21 protein-coding genes are annotated in these 19,586 nt (G+C 36.6%); 10 read left to right on the top strand and 11 right to left on the bottom strand.

All coding sequences use genetic code 11. The features are described from left to right. Nucleotides 1-196: 196 nt before the first annotated feature. The 4 genes from I6F40_RS17455 to I6F40_RS17440 are packed head-to-tail and all read left to right on the top strand — an operon-like array spanning nucleotide 197 to nucleotide 3,328. Nucleotides 197-1,699, top strand: a complete 1,503-nt coding sequence (locus I6F40_RS17455; protein ID WP_197193264.1) for a curlin — start codon at nucleotides 197-199, stop codon at nucleotides 1,697-1,699. 42 nt (nucleotides 1,700-1,741) lie between these two features. Then, nucleotides 1,742-2,140 carry a curli production assembly/transport protein CsgE gene (locus I6F40_RS17450; protein ID WP_197193263.1) on the top strand — a complete coding sequence of 133 codons (399 nt, stop codon included), beginning with the start codon at nucleotides 1,742-1,744 and terminating at the stop codon, nucleotides 2,138-2,140. Beyond that, nucleotides 2,130-2,555 carry a curli assembly protein CsgF gene (locus I6F40_RS17445; RefSeq protein WP_166377474.1) on the top strand — a complete coding sequence of 142 codons (426 nt, stop codon included), beginning with the start codon at nucleotides 2,130-2,132 and terminating at the stop codon, nucleotides 2,553-2,555. Before I6F40_RS17450 ends, I6F40_RS17445 begins: the two co-directional genes overlap by 11 nt. Next, nucleotides 2,555-3,328 (top strand): CsgG/HfaB family protein, encoded by a 774-nt coding sequence (locus tag I6F40_RS17440; RefSeq protein ID WP_166377475.1) that lies wholly within the window; start codon nucleotides 2,555-2,557, stop codon nucleotides 3,326-3,328. Before I6F40_RS17445 ends, I6F40_RS17440 begins: the two co-directional genes overlap by 1 nt. 73 nt (nucleotides 3,329-3,401) lie before the next feature. Here the strand turns inward: I6F40_RS17440 and I6F40_RS17435 are convergent, their stop codons facing one another. From I6F40_RS17435 to I6F40_RS17410, 6 genes are all read right to left on the bottom strand, one after another. After that, a complete protein-coding gene (locus tag I6F40_RS17435) occupies nucleotides 3,402-4,091 on the bottom strand; it encodes a response regulator transcription factor (RefSeq protein ID WP_166377476.1) in 690 nt (229 codons plus the stop codon). Nucleotides 4,092-4,338: 247 nt separating this feature from the next. Continuing rightward, nucleotides 4,339-4,860 carry a hypothetical protein gene (locus tag I6F40_RS17430; protein WP_166377477.1) on the bottom strand — a complete coding sequence of 174 codons (522 nt, stop codon included), beginning with the start codon at nucleotides 4,858-4,860 and terminating at the stop codon, nucleotides 4,339-4,341. Nucleotides 4,861-4,915: 55 nt separating this feature from the next. Next, the gene (locus tag I6F40_RS17425; protein ID WP_166377478.1) at nucleotides 4,916-6,454 is read right to left on the bottom strand and encodes an EAL domain-containing protein; all 1,539 of its coding nucleotides are present in this window, start codon (nucleotides 6,452-6,454) and stop codon (nucleotides 4,916-4,918) included. Nucleotides 6,455-6,533: 79 nt separating this feature from the next. Further along, entirely contained in the window at nucleotides 6,534-7,169 is a 636-nt protein-coding gene (locus tag I6F40_RS17420) for a GDSL-type esterase/lipase family protein (protein ID WP_197193262.1), read from the bottom strand. Nucleotides 7,170-7,177: 8 nt separating this feature from the next. Next, complete coding sequence (locus tag I6F40_RS17415) at nucleotides 7,178-7,687, bottom strand: DsrE family protein (RefSeq protein ID WP_197193261.1); 510 nt, start codon at nucleotides 7,685-7,687, stop codon at nucleotides 7,178-7,180. 84 nt (nucleotides 7,688-7,771) lie between these two features. Further along, a complete protein-coding gene (locus tag I6F40_RS17410; protein WP_166377481.1) occupies nucleotides 7,772-8,233 on the bottom strand; it encodes a flavodoxin family protein in 462 nt (153 codons plus the stop codon). Nucleotides 8,234-8,309: 76 nt separating this feature from the next. Here I6F40_RS17410 and soxR point away from each other — a divergent pair, with 76 nt between their 5' ends. The 4 genes from soxR (at nucleotide 8,310) to I6F40_RS17390 (ending at nucleotide 12,850) form a co-directional block, all read left to right on the top strand. Then, the gene (gene soxR / locus I6F40_RS17405; RefSeq protein ID WP_166377482.1) at nucleotides 8,310-8,795 is read left to right on the top strand and encodes a redox-sensitive transcriptional activator SoxR; all 486 of its coding nucleotides are present in this window, start codon (nucleotides 8,310-8,312) and stop codon (nucleotides 8,793-8,795) included. 523 nt (nucleotides 8,796-9,318) lie between these two features. Then, complete coding sequence (locus I6F40_RS17400; protein WP_166377483.1) at nucleotides 9,319-10,938, top strand: methyl-accepting chemotaxis protein; 1,620 nt, start codon at nucleotides 9,319-9,321, stop codon at nucleotides 10,936-10,938. A gap of 195 nt (nucleotides 10,939-11,133) precedes the next feature. After that, nucleotides 11,134-11,775: a hypothetical protein gene (locus tag I6F40_RS17395; protein ID WP_166377484.1), complete on the top strand. Its 642-nt coding sequence runs from the start codon at nucleotides 11,134-11,136 to the stop codon at nucleotides 11,773-11,775. Continuing rightward, on the top strand, nucleotides 11,765-12,850 hold the full coding sequence (locus I6F40_RS17390) for a rhomboid family intramembrane serine protease (protein ID WP_166377485.1): 1,086 nt from the start codon (nucleotides 11,765-11,767) through the stop codon (nucleotides 12,848-12,850). The genes I6F40_RS17395 and I6F40_RS17390 overlap by 11 nt, the downstream gene beginning before the upstream one ends. A 213-nt stretch (nucleotides 12,851-13,063) precedes the next feature. Here I6F40_RS17390 and I6F40_RS17385 read toward each other — a convergent pair whose 3' ends face one another. Together I6F40_RS17385 and I6F40_RS17380 are read right to left on the bottom strand one after the other, a co-directional pair. Beyond that, nucleotides 13,064-13,582: a transthyretin-like family protein gene (locus I6F40_RS17385; RefSeq protein WP_231609385.1), complete on the bottom strand. Its 519-nt coding sequence runs from the start codon at nucleotides 13,580-13,582 to the stop codon at nucleotides 13,064-13,066. Between the two features lie 26 nt (nucleotides 13,583-13,608). Next, nucleotides 13,609-13,992 (bottom strand): DUF1294 domain-containing protein, encoded by a 384-nt coding sequence (locus I6F40_RS17380; RefSeq protein ID WP_166377486.1) that lies wholly within the window; start codon nucleotides 13,990-13,992, stop codon nucleotides 13,609-13,611. A gap of 52 nt (nucleotides 13,993-14,044) precedes the next feature. Here I6F40_RS17380 and I6F40_RS17375 point away from each other — a divergent pair, with 52 nt between their 5' ends. Next, nucleotides 14,045-14,575: a hypothetical protein gene (locus I6F40_RS17375; RefSeq protein WP_166377487.1), complete on the top strand. Its 531-nt coding sequence runs from the start codon at nucleotides 14,045-14,047 to the stop codon at nucleotides 14,573-14,575. Between the two features lie 62 nt (nucleotides 14,576-14,637). On the opposite strand, the gene I6F40_RS17370 is transcribed toward I6F40_RS17375, so the two are convergent. Continuing rightward, the gene (locus I6F40_RS17370; protein ID WP_165723047.1) at nucleotides 14,638-15,180 is read right to left on the bottom strand and encodes a carboxymuconolactone decarboxylase family protein; all 543 of its coding nucleotides are present in this window, start codon (nucleotides 15,178-15,180) and stop codon (nucleotides 14,638-14,640) included. Between the two features lie 113 nt (nucleotides 15,181-15,293). Between I6F40_RS17370 and I6F40_RS17365 the strand changes: the two genes are divergently transcribed. Then, entirely contained in the window at nucleotides 15,294-15,878 is a 585-nt protein-coding gene (locus I6F40_RS17365; protein WP_166377488.1) for a TetR/AcrR family transcriptional regulator, read from the top strand. Between the two features lie 246 nt (nucleotides 15,879-16,124). On the opposite strand, the gene I6F40_RS17360 is transcribed toward I6F40_RS17365, so the two are convergent. Further along, nucleotides 16,125-18,245, bottom strand: coding sequence for a methyl-accepting chemotaxis protein (locus tag I6F40_RS17360; RefSeq protein WP_166377489.1), 2,121 nt, complete (start codon nucleotides 18,243-18,245; stop codon nucleotides 16,125-16,127). Between the two features lie 104 nt (nucleotides 18,246-18,349). Beyond that, nucleotides 18,350-19,567: an organoarsenical effux MFS transporter ArsJ gene (arsJ, locus tag I6F40_RS17355; RefSeq protein WP_197193260.1), complete on the bottom strand. Its 1,218-nt coding sequence runs from the start codon at nucleotides 19,565-19,567 to the stop codon at nucleotides 18,350-18,352. Nucleotides 19,568-19,586: the final 19 nt, after the last annotated feature.

Here is a 19,586-nt window from a genome sequence, read left to right as displayed (position 1 = left end):
TTAACAATTATTAAACGTAAGTTAAAAGACAACAAACCGCTTAGTAATAATTATTAGCTACATCGTAAATTTTACTTAAAGAGCTTTTCAAGCGGATCACAAAACATTATATCGGCACGGCATGCTGACACAGCAAATAACTTATAAAACCTATAAAATTTAAGGTATTTGGTTTTAACATTTCAAGGAGAAAATAATGACGTTGAACAAATCACTTTTAAGCTGCGCAGTTGCGATTGCAATGGGTACTAGCTTTGCATCTTATGCAGATACATCAAGCAAATCAGCATCTAGCTCAGAACTTAGTACTAAAGTGTCTGTAGCAAGTATTGAAAACTCGATGACTCTAATACAAACTTTTAATGAAAATACCGCACTGCTTACACAGGATGGTGATAGCAATACCATACTTGTAACAACGACCGGTAATAATAACGAAACTGAAGTTGTTCAGAGTCAATCAGGTAATTATGCTGAGATAACAACTATCGGTGACAATAACTTACAAGTATACAACCAAGACGGCGTTGCTAATGGTTTAATCTCTGAAGTGACTGGTAATAATAACATGCTATTGGTTTCACAATTTGGCCAAGGCATTTTAGTAAATAACGAAGCCATTAATATTGTAACTGGTGATGATAATATCATTGATGTTGAAAAAGGCACTGGTGGCCACTGGTTCTACAACATGGATATGCAAGGTAACGCAAATGAAATTACCTCACTACAAATAGGTGAATGGCATGAAGCTGAAATCACTATGCTTACAGGTGACCAAAATACTCTTGATTTAGTTCAAGACGGATATTGGAACACCTTTAAAGTAAGCAGCCTTCAAGGCAATGAAAACGAACTTGATATTGAACAAGAAGGCGATCGAAACACAGCTACATTTACTTCTATCTCAGGTGATGCTAACGAACTTTTAGTTGAGCAAGATGGCGATGTAAATGCGGTAACTTTTGCTACGGTTGTTGGCGATGATAACGAAATTGATTTAGACCAAGAAGGAGCAATGAATACCATTGAATCTAACTTGTTTGAAGGCTCAAATAACGAAGTTTCTGTAACGCATGTTGGTTCTGAAAACTTATCAACTATAGATGTTATTGGTGATAACAACGAATTAACAGCAACACAAATAGGCGACTTAAACGAAACTTATATGGGCGTGATTGGCTCTGATAATGAGTTTATGGTTAATCAAGTGGGTGATTTAAACTCAGTTCACTTAGCTAACTTTAATGGTTCTGATAACGATGTTGATTTAGTGCAATCAGGCGATGAAAATGCCGTACTTGTTCAATCGTCATATCCAGATGTATCGCTTACATCTAACGATAACGACATCGATATTGCGCAAGATGGTTCTCAAAATGAAGCAATTGTTACCCTTGCTGGTATTTTAGACAGTAACAATAACCAGATTGATATTGCCCAAAATGGCATGTTAAACCTTATTGATATGATGGTTGAAGGCAATAACCACAGTATTGATATTTCACAAACAGGTGAAGGTAACTGGGTTACTGGCGTTGAACAATCAGCATTTTTAGTTGGTGGTGAAAGCGTATCGTTTAGCGTTACTCAAATTGGTAACGACAATATTGTTGAAGGCTCTGTAATTGGCTTTAACAGCACAGTTTCTGTTACTCAAATTGGTGATGGAAACGCAGCAACAATTACTCAAATGTAATTGTTGAGGTGGGGAGAGCGACCCTCTCCCCTATTTTAAATTATGAAAAAAAATATTAACTTTAATAGTTACTTACTCACACTCTTCCTATGTTTTTCTGGGGCTGCTCATGCTGCTGATGAACTAGAAATAGATGGCTTATTACTCGACAGAAGTATCAGCCGCTTTGGTCATCAATTTTATTATGAATTTTCAAACTACTGGCGAGATTTACCCTCAACAGCTGGTTTTAATATCGAAATAAAAGAAACCGTCATACCAAAAGCGGGTACACAACTTTCTTTAATAATGAATAACCAGCTTGTTTACGCAACTTATTTAGGCCGTAGATTAGAGCCGCTCGATGAACGTGTTGAGCAAGCTGTTTTTACTGTAATAGATGCAATGGCTCGCTCAAATATGGCTGCATCAACCCCAGATATGGCTAAAGATGGATGGTAAAATGAAAAAAACAGCCCTTATAATAATAACAATATTAAGCTTTTCGCCCCAAGCGACTGAAATAATTTATACCCCAATTAACCCAAGCTTTGGTGGTAATCCACTAAATGCAAATATGCTGTTGAGTAAGGCTCAAGCACAAAACAAACACAAAGCACCGGTAATAGAAAAAGGTTACGCTGAACAATTTCAAGAAACTCTAGAGCGAACTTACTTAAATCGTATGGTAAGAGAAATTACCGATATGGCATTTGGTGAGGACATAGAAGATAGCCTTTTTAATCAAGACTCTATATTTATGAGTGGTGATTATCAAATTGAAGTTATAACCAGCACAACCGACTCTATTACAGTAAGAATAACAAATATATTAGATGACTCTGTTGTGATCATTGAAGTACCGAGGTTTGGATAATGTATAAGCTACTAATAACAATAACATTACTAGGTTTGAGCGGCTGTGCAAGTTTAGGCAACCTTATTCCACCATCACAGCAAAAAGCTATTAGCCTAGAACCGACTGAATTATTTGCAGACCTAAAAAATCTACCTAAACCTGTGGGCAGTATTCCAGTATCGGTTTACTCATTTAGAGATCAAACAGGCCAATATAAGCCACAAACTAACGTCAGCTCATTTTCAACTGCCGTTACTCAAGGGGCTAACTCTATACTAGTACAAGCACTACATGAATCTGATTGGTTTACTCCCGTAGAGCGTGAAGGTTTACAAAACATTTTAACCGAGCGAAAAATCATTCGTGCAGGCCAAGCCGATAATCCTAACCAAGCTGATTTACCTCCACTTACTACGGCTAAAATTATTTTAGAGGGCGGTATTATAAGCTACGACACCAATGTAAAAACAGGTGGTTTGGGTATGGAATACTTTGGTATAGGCGCATCAGAGCTTTACCGTGAAGATGCTATTTCAATATACTTACGCGCTGTTGATGTTCGTACAGGACAAGTATTATTAAGTGTAGCTACCAGTAAAAAAGTATTAAGCCAAGAAATGCGAGCAGGCTTTTTTAGATACGTAAGCTACAAACGACTAGCTGAAGCTGAAGCAGGCTTTAGTGACAATGAACCTATGAGTATTTGTGTAACGCAAGCAATAGAAAAAGCACTTACAGACCTTATAACTAAAGGTATTGATAAAGGCTTATGGGCCAAAAAAGTGAGCTAATCACATAGGTGTTATAACAAATATAAAGGCTACTTAAAAGTAGCCTTTATAGGGGAATTCAATGTGCAATAAGCTATTTAGCCACAGGTAATAAAACAGAAACATAGCGCTGAGCCCAATTAGCAAGCTCCACTCGATTACGTGAGTTAGTTTTTTTAAACGCACTATATAAGTGCGTTTTTACAGTGTGGTCGCTAATATTAAGTTTTTCAGCAATAGTATTGTTACTCGCACCTTGTGCAATTAGATGAATAACAGACTTTTCTCGCTTTGTTAAGTGCTCGTATTGGTCTTGCTTTAATTCAATGTTGTCATGTAGGTTATTAAACGACGATGCCACGGCTAAAATATCATTAAATGCCTTTGATATAACTTTACGTGTAAACCAAAGCTCGCCAGTATTAACCCGAACTACGCCTTTAAAAATAGCTTCTGGCGGATCAGATTTATAAAAAACACCGTTAAAATGGTTAAGCAATAAATTTTGCTCGCACACGTCTTCTTTATTTACATTAAAAATGACAACGTTATGATGTTTAGCTAAACAAATTAGATCTGCTGGAATAAGGTCTTGCCATTTGCTTTTAGCACCATCTATTAAAAACAAATCATAATTTTCTCGCTGCTCAGCTTTAGGAACAACGTCGTCCATTTTAATATCACTAAACAGGGCTTGCAGTGTTCTTAAAATAGTGGAGTAATTATGGGAATGGAAAGATGATTGAAATGTTGTTTTTACGAATACAGAGTTTATATGAGGCATAAATTTCGTCCTTGAAACATTTACACTACATTACCTAAATCAAATACAACTTACAATGAGATTTTGGTATTAAAATACAGTTATAATTTCTCATACTAATAGAGATAAAAACTAATAAAATCAACTACAAAAAACTAAAATCCGAGTTCAACAAATTACTTTTATAAGATAAATAACAGATCGGATTAGTGGGTTAATAACTCAGAAAACCTTGAGTAAATTAGTCTATACAAACATTTTGAGTGGTTTATTTTATAGTCGTTTTTAATTTATTTAGCGCATTAACCGAAAACCCTCGATCGTAAAAATACACAATCTCTCCGCTGCTATTTATGAGTACAACACGAGCATTATTTGGGCTTTGGTTGCCTGTAAATTTTTGTACTGCTTCACCATCTTTATAAATAGTGATTACCCCACCCCATAATTCCTTAGGAATGCCTTTGCGCATACCGCTGTCTATAAATGTACTAAACATCCGTGGCGCCATGCCGGCAATGGTTGGTAGTTCGTATGTAGGAAGCGTTACACCTGCCATATCTAAACCAATTAACCAACGGTCAATATCAAACTGGCTGTCTTGCTTGTATCCAATGAGTAGAAGTGTTTTATCTGCTTTGAAATCACTAGGTATAGTTACTATGCTTTGCTCTAAGCTTTCGCCGCTAATGCTTGGGAACTGCTTACCTGTTAATTGCTGGTTTGGGTACTGTGTTGTACACGCACTAAGTAATAAAAATGCAAAGGCACTTAATGTTAATTTGATCATAATAAACCTAATTTTTTATATATTATATCGATACGTTTAGTATGGCTGTTAAGATCTAAAAATGCTGATTATCTATATAATTTTTAAATTTAGATGCAGTCATAGGTTTTCCATACTTCCAACCCTGCCCGTAATGTACACCCGCCATTTTTAAAATAGCTTCTTGCTCAGTGGTTTCAATTCCTTCTGCCACACAGGTATAATTAAACTTATGCACAAGCTCCATAATATGTGGGATCATGGAGGCTTTTAAACCCTCAGTTGCTATATCTTGAACAAACGTACGGTCAATTTTAAGTTGGTGAAAACTCAAATTTTGTAAGTTTCTTAAATTCGAATAACCCGTACCAAAATCATCTAATGATAAGTTAAATCCCGACTCAACCAAGGTTCTAAAATGAGCATGCGCAATGCTTGTATCAAGGTATTCATCTTCAGTTATCTCTAAACAAATAATAAAGCGTGAATTGGCAAGCTCTATTATTTGCGGCAGCAACGACACATTACCCAGCTCTACATCACATGGAAATATATTAAGCGACACTTTAAAGCCTTTCGGCAATGCCTCTATAGAGGTTAACTCTTTTAGGGTGGTCGCTATCATTGCCTTAGTGAAAATCCATGTTAAATTATTTTTTCTAATAACCGGAATAAACTCATCTGGAAATAAAGCACCGTACTTATCTTCAAAACGTGCAAGTACCTCGCAGCCAATAAGCTTGCCACTTTGCAAACAAATAATGGGCTGGTAAGTCCAATAAAATGCTCCCTTTTTAAGCCCTTTACGAATACGCTGATTAGTAGATCGTCGTGCAGCAATTCCTGCATTAACCAATAACGCACTCGACACACCAGCTAAGCAAGTTAAGATTAAGGAGATAATTAATAAAAAATGGTTATTAGAGAAAAACTGGCTCCAAGGTAAGTACACTGCCGTGCAATAATAGGTACTCTCAGTACTACAAGCAACACTCCTCTCGTACGGTAAATAACTGCTGTCACTTATTTTACTATACGTGCCTTTGGTTCCTGCTAAATGATGCAATTCCTGGGAGTCTTTATAGACAACTTCCCAATTTTTTGACTCAATACTGGCAGAGTTAAATGCTTTTGACTCCATAATCAAATTGAAATCACCTTGGCGAACGATTACGACTTCCATAGGTCGGCCAGTGAATAATAATAAATACAACTGCGGCTCAAAACGCACGCGTACACCTTCATCTCTTCGGATATAGTCGGGCTCTCGGTCTTTTATTACACTGCTTAGTAAGCCAGCTCCAGTTGTACACATTAACTGGTTCCCAATAAAAAAACCGATATCAATTACATATTTTGAATCAAATAATGCACGCCGCATTTCAAGTAATGTAGTTTCATCGCACTGCTTGAAATCAAACTTATTAAGAGGAATAAGCACACTGCGACGCTCTAATACAGCAGCGTCCACATGTTTAATAATGTGTTTAATATCGGCATTTATTTGCATAGTGAGCTGCTGCGATGCAAAGTAGAGCAAAATAAGGCAACCAGTTACAAAAACCAACCCTCCAGTTAAAGCAGCTATAATAGATTTTTGTTGGTACTTTTTCATAGCATCCCAAAGTTGTTAATTTATATCACTACTTTATTTAGATGATTGCATAAGTAACACTAAATTCAAATAGATAGCTTTAGCAATTGTTAAATAAATATTGTACTAGCTGAGTTATTTCAAAGCTTATAGTTAAATGTTGGTTACTTTCAAAGTGAATGCCGTCGCTGTCTGTAATATTAATAAATGCATTAAAATCGATAAAAGCGCATCTATTATTAGCCGCCACGCACTTAAATACATTAGAGAGCGCTGTTGCTTTTATATCGGCATCTTCATATATACGTGAATACTTCTCTGTAACTTTTATTTCAGGTGGGCTGGCAATAATGATTTGGGGGGCTTTCAAAATGCTACTTTGCTTATAATAGATATGTATTGAATTAATTAAATCATTCAAGCCATCTGCTATTAAACTAGGTGTTAAATTAAAACGTTTTTTTAGATCGTTTGTACCAAGAGCGATAATAATAAAGTTAAGCTCATGTTTATCTAAATAAGGCTTTAGGTAGCTAACACCACTAATCACACCATCAAACGGCGGATTATGCACTAACGTACGATTAGGTTGCCCTGCCTCAATAACAGCAAAGTGACATCCTAAGTTTTTGCCTAATAACGATGTCCAACGGGTATTTTCATCAAAACGCTTACCCGTTACAGGGTTTAAACCCCAGGTATTCGAATCACCAAAGCAGAGTATTTTTTTTGTCATTTTAATCATTAAAATGGGTTAAGTGTATAACCCTGTTGTTGTAATTGAGCATGTGCTGTCATCGCCGAAAGTGACATTTGCACACCTTCAATTAGTTGCCCTGGCGCTACTTTATAATGCGTAGCCGATTGCCCGCATACAAAAACTACTGTGTTAGTGGTAAGCAATTGCTTTATTAAGCTTTGATTTTTGTTATCTGCTTTAAAACGTTCTTTATATTCACTATTAGCCAATACATCAACGCTAGCACTGCCATGTACCACTAACGCTAATTGAATGTTATCTGGTTTTACACCGTGTGCTACATGCATATTAATAAAACGTGCAAGTGAGTTCATTGAATTGTTCTGCTCACCTTTTTTAGCGCCATCACCAACATCAAAGGCTATTTTGAATACCGTAGAGTCATTTATCTGAACATGCTCCGGGAGACTATAAAAGTAACCAAAGTCTTTAATAAGGTTTTCACCCGCCTGCGAAAATGGGCTTATAAGTAAAAGCAATAATAGGTATTTCATAAACAATCCTGTGTTTTAAATAAGTTAACCTATTTATAAAACTAACAGAAGCAAAGAAAAAAGGGCAGCTTATCATGCTACCGATTAAGTGTTTTTATGATGGTGGTTAATAAACTGCATACCTAAATAGCTAAATGTTCGTTTAAACATTTCTACAAAAATATCAGGCGCTTCAAGCGATGATGCGTTTGATAACAACGAAAAATCTTTATTACGTAAAGCCCGTAACTTCGGCTTCAAGGTTTCGTCATCCATGTAATCTGTGATCCTATCTATAAAAGACTTCATTTGTACCGTAGTGTTATACCAATAAACAGGAGACGCGAACACCCAATGGTCGTACTTTAAAGCCACTTCAAATAGCGCGTAAAAGTCATCATTTTTATAGTTTTTGTCATAACAATACGGCGCAATTTTATAATCATCCAGACAAATTACGCGCACATCATTTTGCTCGGCAAAGCTATTAACATGGGCTGTGGTATTGCCGTTTTTTCGTGCGCTTGAATAAATAATAATAGTATTACGCTCAAGTTTTTGTTGCATTTAGTTAGCTCCTTTTTTAATGTGGTAGAAGCTTAAAACCTCAAGTTATATTGAGGTCAACTGAAGGATTAAAATTATGCCCGTAGGACAAAAAAAATTAACCGAAGCTAATCTAACCATTGGCTATGTAGCAAAAAGAAGTGGTGTAAAAGTATCTACTCTTCACTTTTACGAAACTAAGTTTTTAATTAAGAGCTGGCGGAATAATGGTAATCAGCGACGCTATAAACCTGATGTATTACGCCGTGTAGCTGTAATAAAAGCAGCTCAAGCGATGGGAATTACGCTCGATGAGATTAAAAACACCTTAGCTACCCTGCCCGACAACCGCACACCAACAAAACAAGACTGGTCAGCACTTTCAAAACATTGGCAAGCGCAACTTGATGAGCGAATTGCGCATATGCAACGCCTGCGCAACAAAGTAGACGGTTGTATAGGATGTGGTTGCTTATCACTTAAAAGTTGCCCAATTTACAATAAAGATGATCATTTAGGCGAAAATAAAAGCGGCGCTGTGCTTTTAAAGCCAGATCCTTTATCTATGAAAAATAAAGCTTAACTTTTAGCTAAAGTGAAAACAGATTATCAATTATATAATGATAAATATGCTTCCTTATGCGATAAACAGAGCCTTGCCCATACATATTAATTACATTTAAATTAGAGAAGATCATGCCATCTTATTTTTAGCTTAATAGTTGACCAATACAGCCAAATACATAGGTCATTAATCAATTATATCCACACTATAAATGTATCTTTTTTGTAGTATTTTGTAGTCTCGCCATTATATTTGTAACCATTTCTTTAATTAATATATTTAATCCATTTTTGTGCAGTAATTAATTTTAAAAAAGCAATATAAAAATCATAATAAACCAACTACCCTTTAAAACCCGCAGTTAAAACACATAAACAACAGCCACTTAAGAATTAAAGTAAAAGCTCTATTTATATAAATAGAAAACAACTTATAATAAAAGTTAAATAATAGAAACGCTTCATATATTAATAAATATTTAATATATCTCTATCTATAGTTTTATATTTCAAAATTATTCACCTTCATTTGGGTTTTATACATGCTTAGAAAAATATCAATCCGGCTGCGATCAGCGCTCGCCTTTAGTTTTATCGGATTATTAGTTATTATTGTTAGTCTGATTTCAATATTTAAACTGAACCAATTAAACTCCGAAATTAATGCCATTGCAGAAACCAATGTGCCAGCACTTGAAACCTCCTTAACTCTACTTTCTGACTTTTATAATTTAAGGCTGCAAAATAGTAACGTAATTAACGCAACTACAGCTAAGCAATTTTCATACAAACAACTTTTCGATAGCGCTAAACGCAAACTTCTCGACAACATGAAAAACATGGCTCTACTGCTTAAAACTAAAGATGAACAACACCAATTAGAAGTGATTGAATCTGATATTTATAAGTTTTTATCTCTACAAAATCAACAAATGAAATTGCTAACGGAAAATGATTTACAAAGAGTTGAAAGCCTTCAAGAGAATGAGATGAAGCAGATTCGCGATGGCGTAACACAAGCTATTAATAGCATTGTAGAAAGTCAGCAAGCAAATATTCGCGATAGCAAAATTAAAGCACAACACGTTTTTGACCAATCTGTTTTTTTTGCGTGGATTACATTAAGTGTCGCCATTATTTTAGTTTGGTTTTTTGCTTGGTCGCTTACCCGAAGCATTATAAAACCTATGCAAAACGTTTTACATCTAGCGCAGTCTATAGCCCAAGGTGATTTAACCCAATCGATTAGCGATGAAGGCAATGATGAAACCACAAGTATGATTATTGCATTGAGTCAGATGCAACAAACTCTCAGAAATACCATTAATAAAATTCAAGACTCGTCTCATAACTTAGTTTCTACATCAGAAGAGCTAAGCGTTGTTACTGAGCAATCTACGCAGGGTATCATTTCGCAAAATGAGCAGTTAGAACAAGCTATTTCCGCAGTTACGGAGTTAACGGTTTCAGCCGAACATGTTGCGCAAAACTCAGCCGACACATCTCGCGAGTCAGACTCAGCAAACGAACAAGCTCTAGCTGGCTTAAAACAAGTGGAAGATACAGTGACTACTATTACCGCTCTTCTTAGCGAAATAGATAAAACTCAAGACGGTATCAAAAACTTAGCCACAGAGGTCAATAAAATAGGCTCGGTCCTTGACGTGATCAGAGATGTAACCGATCAAACGAACCTACTTGCTGTCAATGCCGCGATTGAAGCTGCAAGAGCGGGTAGTTATGGCCGAGGCTTTGCTGTTGTAGCGGATGGCGTTCGTGCATTAGCTCATAGAACAAGTGAATCAACAAAAGAAATTGAGCTAATGATTCAGTCAGTTCAAAGTGGAACTAAAAACACGGTAATCTCAGTGCAAAGCAGCCACGACAAGGCACAAAAAAGCTTAGATATATCGCAGTTAGCAGGCAAAGCTTTAATAGAGATAACGACTGCAGTTGCGCATATAAACAGTCAAAATGCGACCATTGCGTCTTCTGCTCACGAGCAGGCAAATGTATCTCGTGAAATTGATAAAAACTTATTAGTAATACGCGACGTTGCTGCTGAAGTAGCTTCTGGCGCTACACAAACGAATATGTCGAGCCATGAACTTTCTCGTTTGGCCGACTCGCTAGATGACTTAATTAAAAAGTTTAAAGTTTAAAATAGTTTTGTCTTAGCTTAAATACCCGCTTTATTAGGTATTTAAGTTAAGTAAAAACATACCAGACAGCTATTTGCATATGCTGGTAAATAAACGAAAAAGTATATTCAATACAGGTAGTGGCATTGCTAACTGGTTAATTTTTAAGTATTATTGCGTGCCTAAAAAGGAAGTAAATATTCAAGGAATAAGCTGTTGGAACCAACTAATCACACTCCAGAAAACAATACAAAACCACCTGTAGTTACTCAAAAATTCACTCAAGCCCTTAAAACGGTCGATCATAAAGAACTGAAAAGCACTGGTTTTTGGTTAAATCAATTTTTTATGGTTATTTCTACTGTATTTGGTGTTTTTCTGGCGGCTCAAAGCGGTTTAGAACAAGCGCTTAAGTTTGATTCATTTAGCAAAATGGAAGATAACTACTATTTGCGTACGTCGCTGTATGACGAAGTTAATGATAACGCAAATACGGTAGCTGAGTATGCAGAACGCTTAGCGAAGAGCCCACCAAAATCAGAAATGGAATTTTTTAAACCCACACTTGAGCTGTACATATGGAAAACCATGCAGTTTTCGCCTACTACGCTTGAAACACCGAGTGAATTTTTGACTAGAATACGTCGGTTCTATTCTCGAGCTGACTTTGTCATTAATGCCGCAATAGATCGAAAAATATCTGCTAAGCAAGCTTCTGTCGAATTAGCCAAAATAACAGACTTAATTAAAACTCAAACGCTACCCGCACTAAAAAATAGCGCTAAACAATTAAAAATGGAATTACAGCAGAATGATATCTCTGTTGGTTCACTAAAGGAGCTAGAAAATGCTAACTAAAAGCTGTCCACATTGTAAGGAACATCCATTAGAAGTAACCAATTATCAAGGTGAAGAAATAGATATTTGCCGTGAATGTGGCGGCTTATGGTTTGAAAAAAATGAAGTAAACAGGATGATTTCTGAAATAAACGACGGCCCAGAGGGTGACAAATTTGAAACTCACTTTGGTGAACCATTAGGAATTTCTGAACTTGACTGCCCTGATTGTAAAAAAAGTCTAGAGCGTTTTCATTTGCTTGAAGCTTTTCATACCGAAATTGATGTTTGTAGACACTGCGACGGGACGTGGATTGATAAGGACGAACTTGAAAGTGTTGAAAATAGCCCTGAAATAAAAGCGAGTTTAGGCGAGCTAAATCAAAAAGTAAGTTGGAAAACCTACTTGTTCCAATTTTTAACGCAAATGCCTGTTGAATATAATATTAAGCCACAAAAAACCCCCTGGGTCACTCGCGGCCTCATTGTTTTAAATACGCTAATTTTTGCACTTTATTTTTTAGATCCAAGCTCATTTAGTTATGTTATTGATAACTTTGCTATGACACCTGCAGATTTGAGCGAGGGTAATGAGTTGTGGACTGTATTAACTTGCGTATTTTTACATGGTTCTATAATGCATTTAGTCGGCAATATGTACTTTTTATACGTAGTTGGCGATAACTTAGAAGACGTTTTAGGCCATAAACGCTTTCTGTTATGGTATTTAGCCTGTGGACTACTCGCTTCGTTTGCAAGCTACATTGTAAGTCCAATGTCGAATATACCCGGCGTGGGTGCAAGTGGCGCAATAGCAGGTTTATTTGGCATGTACTTAATGTGGTTTAGACACGCAAGCCTTACTTTTATGTTTGTAATTTATCAGAAGAAACTTTCTGCAGTATGGTTTTTTGCTATTTGGTTAGGATTTAACATTTTTGGTGCAGTAACAGGCCCTGATGGCATTGATTATGGTGCGCATATTGGTGGTTTTATAGCTGGACTAATTATTGGTTATATTTTGAAAAGTAAAATATTAGAGCAAAACCCTATAATTCGTTTACTAAACCAAAAAGAAGCACAGTTAAAACGTTAATCGTCATATTAAAGCCACTAATAGATGAATATTAGTGGCTTTATCAAACTTCTCACTAATTTCTATAACTTATACCAATCCGCAATAATATTTAATCATTTTGCGGGGCTAAACGTGTCGCTACCTGCGTTAAAAAATTCTCATTTAGAACAACTAAATAGCGAATTTTTTGCCTAGCTATCAACACGTTTTTCCGCCCTCAAAATAGACCACTTAATTAAGCGAATTGGTATTACAACGCGTATAAACTGTATAAAATTGACCAGTGTTTTTTATCGGTATATCGTACGTTATAGCCTCTTCACTAAGTTCGCATTCAAAGTTATTTAATATATCAGACAGCAGTGCTTGCTCTTCGGTGAACTGTATTGTGGTGTACCACAAGACTGAATCTTCATCTTTTTTGTTTTCAATATAAATACTCTGTAGCAAAGAGCTATTAAAAAACATGTTTGAAGGCTTTGAAGTACGTATTGTTTTATTATCGAAATAAAAGTAACCATTGTTATCACTTATGGCTTCATCAATATAAGTATCACCATAAATCAGCTCTCTTGTTACCTTAACGCCCTGTTGGGGTTCACCATTGTTTAATAGCCTACCTTTTACAGGCAATGACAACGTAACGTCTTGTTTGTTAAAAAAGCCAAACATGTCTGCATATCCTTGCATTGGTATTAATAAAAATAAAATAAGCGTTAAAGTCACGCCAGCCGATTTTGTATTGGTCATAAAAAATCCCTTTCCTATTTATATTTTTAGCCTAGCAATAAATCTGGAAAATAAATAGCAATAATACTGCCCCCTATATTCACTAAAATACAAAGCCAAAGTAGCACTATAAAACTGCGCTTTTGCGATTTATGACGAAGTAATTGTTGAGCAAGTAATGCACCCGGCCACCCTCCAAATAATGCAAGTAGTTGCAGTGTACGCTCTGGCGTGCGGTTTACTTTTGTATGTGAAGAACGCTTAGCTTGTCGCTTATCCCACGCGTACATTAAAAAGGTTATAGCACTTAATACACTTACATAACCTGGTACATATATTGGTATATAAACGGGTAAGTATTGCAATGGGTAAGCCAGCCAAATGGCAGCTAAATAAAGTAATGAGAACGTGATTAATATTTTCTTTATCAATTAACTACCACCTATACTGGGCTTATAAGAGCCTAACAACAAGAGTCAAATTATGACATATTTTAAATCGCTATTCTTAGTATTATATTTGTGCACATTTAGTAGCTTTGCTAATGAAACTGCCAGTAACCTTGATAAAGAGCTAGAAGTGTTTAAACCTTACTTAGGAACGTGGCAAGCAGACTTTAAAGTACCAGAAGGCGCTAAAAAAACACGAGATGTTGGCCGTTGGGAACGCGCTTTAAACGGTAAAGCTATTCGTACCATGCACACGATTAATGAGGGTGAGTATGGCGGTGAGTCAATGATTTTTTATGATAGCAAAAAAAAGTCACTCGTATTTTATTATTTCACTACGGCAGGATTTTACACTAAAGGCACAATAACGGTATTAAGCCCTACTCAGTTTGTAGTCTATGAGGAAGTAACAGGCAGTAAAGAGGGAGTGACTAAGGTTAAATCTACTAGTGATTTAAAAGACGATAAATTTATTGTATCGACCTCTTACCTTAAAAAGGGTGAGTGGACAAAGCCCGAACAACGTATTTATACACGCAGTACAAAAACGGTTAAATTTAAATAGCCGCGATTTATAAACATAAAAAAGGCAGCCTAGGCTGCCTTTTGTCATTTATAAAATCGTATTTATTTTACGTATTTTTTAAATGCAGCGTCTACTGGTGTATCAGCAAGGTGATTAGTGTAGTTGCTCATTACTTTTTGAGACAAGCCTACAATAATTTCAAGTAGTTGTTGCTTGCCGTAACCTGCTGCAAAGAATTTTTCGATTTGCTCATCGCTGATCACGCCACGTTCACGTGTCATTGCGAGTGTAGTTTCACGAAGAGTTTCTAGCTTAGGGTTTTCAAGTGGTGTTTTGTTAACAAGTGCATCAACAATACCTTGGTCAACTTTCATTGCCGCTGCAATACCACTGTGTGCAGGAACACAGTAATGGCATGCGTGTTCAACGTTAATTGATTGCCATACTACTGTTAGCTCTTCTGCATTGAATGATGTTTTTTGAAACAGCTCATGCAGTACTTGGTAACCTTTAAGTAATGTTGGTGCTTCAGCCATTACTGCATGTAAGTTAGGAAGCATACCAAATGCTGCTACTGAATCAGCTAGTAACGGTTTTGCTTCTTCTGGTGCGTTTTCTTGAGTGTATAAAGTAAATTCGGCCATGGTTAGCTCCTAATAATTAATAGTTTTAAGTAACTTCGAGATATATAATATTTGATTTTGAGCGATTGTTCAAGTTAAAATTGAGCAAATGTTCAAATTAATTGAGAAACAACATGGTTAATAAGGTGAAGTTTGAGCGCGAGACAGTTGTCCGCCTTGCAAGTCAGCTATTTTGGGAGAAGGGTTTTCATGCAACTTCGACGCGTGATTTACAAGATGTTGTAAACATGCGCCCAGGAAGTATTTATTCTGCTTTTGGTTCAAAAGAAGGACTCTATATTGAATCGCTAAAAGACTACACTGTCCAAATGGAAAGCCAGATTAAAGAATGCTTATCTACATCAGACAGTATTCTTGGTGGTTTACGTGCTTTTGTTGAGGATGTAGTCACAAAAAAAGAAAGTACGCCAAGTGCTATTTGCATGTTAGTAAAAGCTAATTGCGAGTTTGCTGATAAAGACAGCAATTTATATCAACTAAGTTTAGATTTAGCTGATAAATTTGAAAACTATCTTTCGATTCTTTTTGAGCAAGCAATTGAAAACAATGAGTTGAGTAATAATATATCTGCGCAAGAATATGCACGATTTTTTGAGGTTCAGTTTACTGGATTACGTGGTTATTTTAACCGCCCAGGTGTTGAGTCTCTAGCTCATCCTATGATCAATCAAATGTTTAAGATCATAAAAACCCTATAAACACCTTTTATCAATTATTTGAATAAAAAACGGCCGTAATTTAATTACTGCCGTTTTTATTTTATCGGAATACTAAATAATACCAATTCGCTTAATTAAGTGTTCTATTTTGAGGGAAGAAAATCGTGTCGATAACAAGGCAAAAATTTCGTTATTTAGTTGTTCTATATCAGAAATTTTTAACGTAGTTAACGTCAGATTTAACTCCTCAAATTGATTAAGTATTATTGCGGATTGGTATAAGTATTATGTTTTTAATTTATTAAGTTCTGAATCTTGTTGCGCAACAAGCTTGTTAAGCACTTCGCTGCTATCTCCCGCTTGTGCAGATAGATCAGCAAGCTGCGACGCTGCATCAGATATAAGCGTTAAATTACGATTTATTTCTTCTGTTACTGAGCTTTGCTCTTCCGCAGCAGTTGCAATATGCGTAATTTGATTCGTTATCTCGTCAACTTTAACTACAACACTGTGCAGGGCTTCAAAGGCAACTGATGTTTCATCAACGGCATCCTGTGCACGTATTACACCTTTTTCAATAACAGTAGAAGCGTTACCCACTTCAGATAATAAGCTATCTATTAACTGGCTTATATCATCAGTTGATGAACGTGTTTTAGAAGCAAGTGCACGTACTTCATCAGCAACAACTGCAAAGCCTCGGCCATGTTCACCAGCGCGTGCTGCTTCAATGGCGGCATTGAGTGCTAGTAGATTTGTTTGTTCTGAAATAGTACGAATTACATCTAATATTTGCGTTATATCTTTACTACGCGAAGCTACTTTTTCAACGGCTTGGTTAGCTTCTTTAATTTCTTCAGACATTGTTTTAACTTGCGTCATCGCTGACGATAAGCTTGACTCACTGCTTACGACCAAACTATTTATTTCATCGGCTTGCTGGGCTGATTGCTCTGATGCTCTGGCAACCTCGAGTGCTGTAGCACTCATCTCGTTCATAGCCGTTACCACACTTTCAATTTCTTGAAATTGCGATTGCACATTATGTTTGGTATCAATAGCAATATGCTGCGCTATCTCACCTTGTTGCTTGGTTTGATCAGATACATCTTTAAGCTCTGTGATTAAAATACGTAACTTTGATAAAAAGGCATTAAAGCCCCCCGCTAAAGCAATGAGCTCTGCATGTGTTTCAACATGAAGGGTATGCGTTAAATCTCCTTCTGAGCTTGCAAGGTTATCTACGCGTTGTTGAATTTGTTGAAGAGGTGCAACCACACTACCAATAACAAATTTCATTATTAAAAAAGCAATAACGGCAATAACGGCACCTGTAATTAAAATCATCGCGCCTAAGTCGTTTGCAGTGTCTGCCATGTCTTGTGATAAGGCATCTGGGCCCGCTAGAGCCAGTTTACTTGGCACCTCTATAAGTAAAGACCAGTGTGTATTAGCCAGTTTTATATTTATAGGGTAATTAACCAAGTATTCAGACGATGTTTTAAATATGCCTTTTTGGCCTTTAAATTTTTCAAGCTCTTTAAACAAGCCAGAACTAACTGCTTCTTTAAATGGACGCCCTAATTTAGATTTATAATGGCTACTTCCTACAACTAAACCAATATCACTAAGTACAGTTACTTTAGCTTCGCCATTATAAAGCTGCTTAGAAAGCTCCTCAGTCATAGCCTGAAAAGTCGGCAGTGTTAAATCAACGCCTGCCAAACCAATAAACTGGCCCGATTTTAAAATAGGCACTGTTAATGAGGTAAGCATTACTGAATTTCCTGATGGAATTTCGTATAAGTACGGCTCCATAATACAAGGCTTAATTGTGTCTTTTGCACACAAATACCAATGCGCTTCACGAATGCCAAACTCATTTAAAGAGGTTATATATTTATCGGCGGCATTAGCTACTTTTTGCTGCTTTATCGCACCATTTTGGTCGCGTGTTATATAAACTTCTAAGGTACCATCGCCATCAACAGAGTGTTTATAGCCCTTGTTAAAGCTCGAATCTTGTCCGTCAAACGCGTTTGGTTCAAACTGAGAGTAGATAGATGAGAGTAATGTATTTTGTTCTAAAATAGAGCGGTTTATACTTACTACCGTATCTCGGCTAAGGCTTTCACTTTTAGCCGCATCACCTAGTAAAGCAGCTAAAGAGTATGGCACTCGGTAAGCTTCGTTGATAAAACCCGCTATTTTTTCTCCATATATGGCCGCATTAGCATTTAACTTCTCTTCTACTTCAGCAACAATATAATTTTCTGATTTTTTTGCTAGTTCGGTATTACTTGCAGATAGCTGCCACCATAAAATGCTCGAAAGCACTAGTACAGTGATAAATATACTTCCAACAGTAAGCCACAGTAATTTTTTTGCTAGCGATATTTCTCGCATTCATCTCACCCTCTAGTTAAATCTCGTGTATAGTTTAGTAGATCTAACCAACGAAGCTATGAATATCGTTAAAAAAATTGAAATTAATACAATACGTTGAGTTTTTAGCGCTTAGCCAAGCATGCCGTTGTAATTGAGGCCATAATTAATAAACACACACTTACCCATAAACAGGCCACCAGCCCATATACTTGAAAAACCCACCCAGAAAGCACCGTACCAAGCAAACGCCCTACTGCATTGGCCATATAGTAAAAACCAACATCGAGCGATACCCCGTCGTTTTTAGCAAAGCTTACTATTAAGTAACTGTGCAATGATGAATTTACAGCAAATACACCGCCAAAAATAAGTAAGCCGATTACAAGCGTAAAATGTACCGCTATATCAAATTGCATCAGCAACGCTAAAATACTGGTTACGCCACTTAATAAAGCAACCCACCAATACGCTTTTTTGACTGTGTGTGAGTTTGAATCACTTTGTCCGGTTATACGTGGCGCTTGCGACTGCACTAATCCATAAGCAATAACCCATAAGGCCATAAAGCCACTTACCCACCAATGATCCCAGTTAAACTGAGCGGCTAGGTAAACAGGCAATGCCACTACAAACCACACATCGCGCGCCGCAAATAAACATAAACGCGCTGCGCTAAGTAAGTTTATTGCCCGCGATTTAGAAAATAGCTCTTTAAACTTAGGTTTATTTTTGGCTTTGCCAATATCGCCTTTTAAATAAATTAAACTAATAACCCACGCAACACTAAGTAAAGCTATTAAGCTTACTAGCGCACCTACAAAGCCAAATACGGTAAGTAGCAAGCCACCTAAAAAAAAGCCCACTCCTTTTAACGCATTTTTAGAGCCAGTAAGTATGGCAATCCATTTATATAATTGACTTTGCCCTGTATCGTCTTGTGGTACTAAATACTTAATAGCGCTTTTTGCACTCATTTTATTTAAGTCTTTAGCTATGCCACTCAGTGCTTGCGCTGCCATAACATAGGCAACGGTTAGCCAATCTCCAGGCACGCAGAGCATGGCCAAAGCGACAAGCTGCAGACCAAGCCCTACATTCATGGTTTTGTTTAACCCTAAATGTGCCCCAAGCCAACCACCGACTAAATTGGTGATCACACCAAAAATTTCATAAAACAAAAACAGCATGGCTATCGCAAATGCACCATACCCTAACTGATGAAAATACAGCACCACCAGCATCCGTAGCGCACCATCCGTTAAAGTAAATGCCCAGTAATTACCAGTAATTATTAAATATTGTTTTATAGAACTTGGTAAACTAGCTAACTGAGCAAACATAGCGTTAAACCTTTTTAAA

This window comes from Pseudoalteromonas sp. SWXJ133, assembly GCF_015864365.1.
GTDB lineage: Bacteria > Pseudomonadota > Gammaproteobacteria > Enterobacterales > Alteromonadaceae > Pseudoalteromonas > Pseudoalteromonas arctica.
Note: the sequence above shows the minus strand (reverse complement) of the source record. Positions and strands in the feature narration are given on the sequence as shown.

What these genes read in the sequence shown, in the direction of transcription:
- I6F40_RS17455 (WP_197193264.1), top strand. Translation starts at nt 197, where the DNA reads ATGACGTTGAACAAATCACTTTTAAGCTGCGCAGTTGCGATTGCAATG.
- I6F40_RS17450 (WP_197193263.1), top strand. Translation starts at nt 1,742, where the DNA reads ATGAAAAAAAATATTAACTTTAATAGTTACTTACTCACACTCTTCCTA.
- I6F40_RS17445 (WP_166377474.1), top strand. Translation starts at nt 2,130, where the DNA reads ATGGATGGTAAAATGAAAAAAACAGCCCTTATAATAATAACAATATTA.
- I6F40_RS17440 (WP_166377475.1), top strand. Translation starts at nt 2,555, where the DNA reads ATGTATAAGCTACTAATAACAATAACATTACTAGGTTTGAGCGGCTGT.
- I6F40_RS17435 (WP_166377476.1), bottom strand. Translation starts at nt 4,091, where the DNA reads ATGCCTCATATAAACTCTGTATTCGTAAAAACAACATTTCAATCATCT.
- I6F40_RS17430 (WP_166377477.1), bottom strand. Translation starts at nt 4,860, where the DNA reads ATGATCAAATTAACATTAAGTGCCTTTGCATTTTTATTACTTAGTGCG.
- I6F40_RS17425 (WP_166377478.1), bottom strand. Translation starts at nt 6,454, where the DNA reads ATGAAAAAGTACCAACAAAAATCTATTATAGCTGCTTTAACTGGAGGG.
- I6F40_RS17420 (WP_197193262.1), bottom strand. Translation starts at nt 7,169, where the DNA reads ATGACAAAAAAAATACTCTGCTTTGGTGATTCGAATACCTGGGGTTTA.
- I6F40_RS17415 (WP_197193261.1), bottom strand. Translation starts at nt 7,687, where the DNA reads ATGAAATACCTATTATTGCTTTTACTTATAAGCCCATTTTCGCAGGCG.
- I6F40_RS17410 (WP_166377481.1), bottom strand. Translation starts at nt 8,233, where the DNA reads ATGCAACAAAAACTTGAGCGTAATACTATTATTATTTATTCAAGCGCA.
- soxR (WP_166377482.1), top strand. Translation starts at nt 8,310, where the DNA reads ATGCCCGTAGGACAAAAAAAATTAACCGAAGCTAATCTAACCATTGGC.
- I6F40_RS17400 (WP_166377483.1), top strand. Translation starts at nt 9,319, where the DNA reads ATGCTTAGAAAAATATCAATCCGGCTGCGATCAGCGCTCGCCTTTAGT.
- I6F40_RS17390 (WP_166377485.1), top strand. Translation starts at nt 11,765, where the DNA reads ATGCTAACTAAAAGCTGTCCACATTGTAAGGAACATCCATTAGAAGTA.
- I6F40_RS17385 (WP_231609385.1), bottom strand. Translation starts at nt 13,582, where the DNA reads ATGACCAATACAAAATCGGCTGGCGTGACTTTAACGCTTATTTTATTT.
- I6F40_RS17375 (WP_166377487.1), top strand. Translation starts at nt 14,045, where the DNA reads ATGACATATTTTAAATCGCTATTCTTAGTATTATATTTGTGCACATTT.
- I6F40_RS17370 (WP_165723047.1), bottom strand. Translation starts at nt 15,180, where the DNA reads ATGGCCGAATTTACTTTATACACTCAAGAAAACGCACCAGAAGAAGCA.
- I6F40_RS17365 (WP_166377488.1), top strand. Translation starts at nt 15,294, where the DNA reads ATGGTTAATAAGGTGAAGTTTGAGCGCGAGACAGTTGTCCGCCTTGCA.
- I6F40_RS17360 (WP_166377489.1), bottom strand. Translation starts at nt 18,245, where the DNA reads ATGCGAGAAATATCGCTAGCAAAAAAATTACTGTGGCTTACTGTTGGA.
- arsJ (WP_197193260.1), bottom strand. Translation starts at nt 19,567, where the DNA reads ATGTTTGCTCAGTTAGCTAGTTTACCAAGTTCTATAAAACAATATTTA.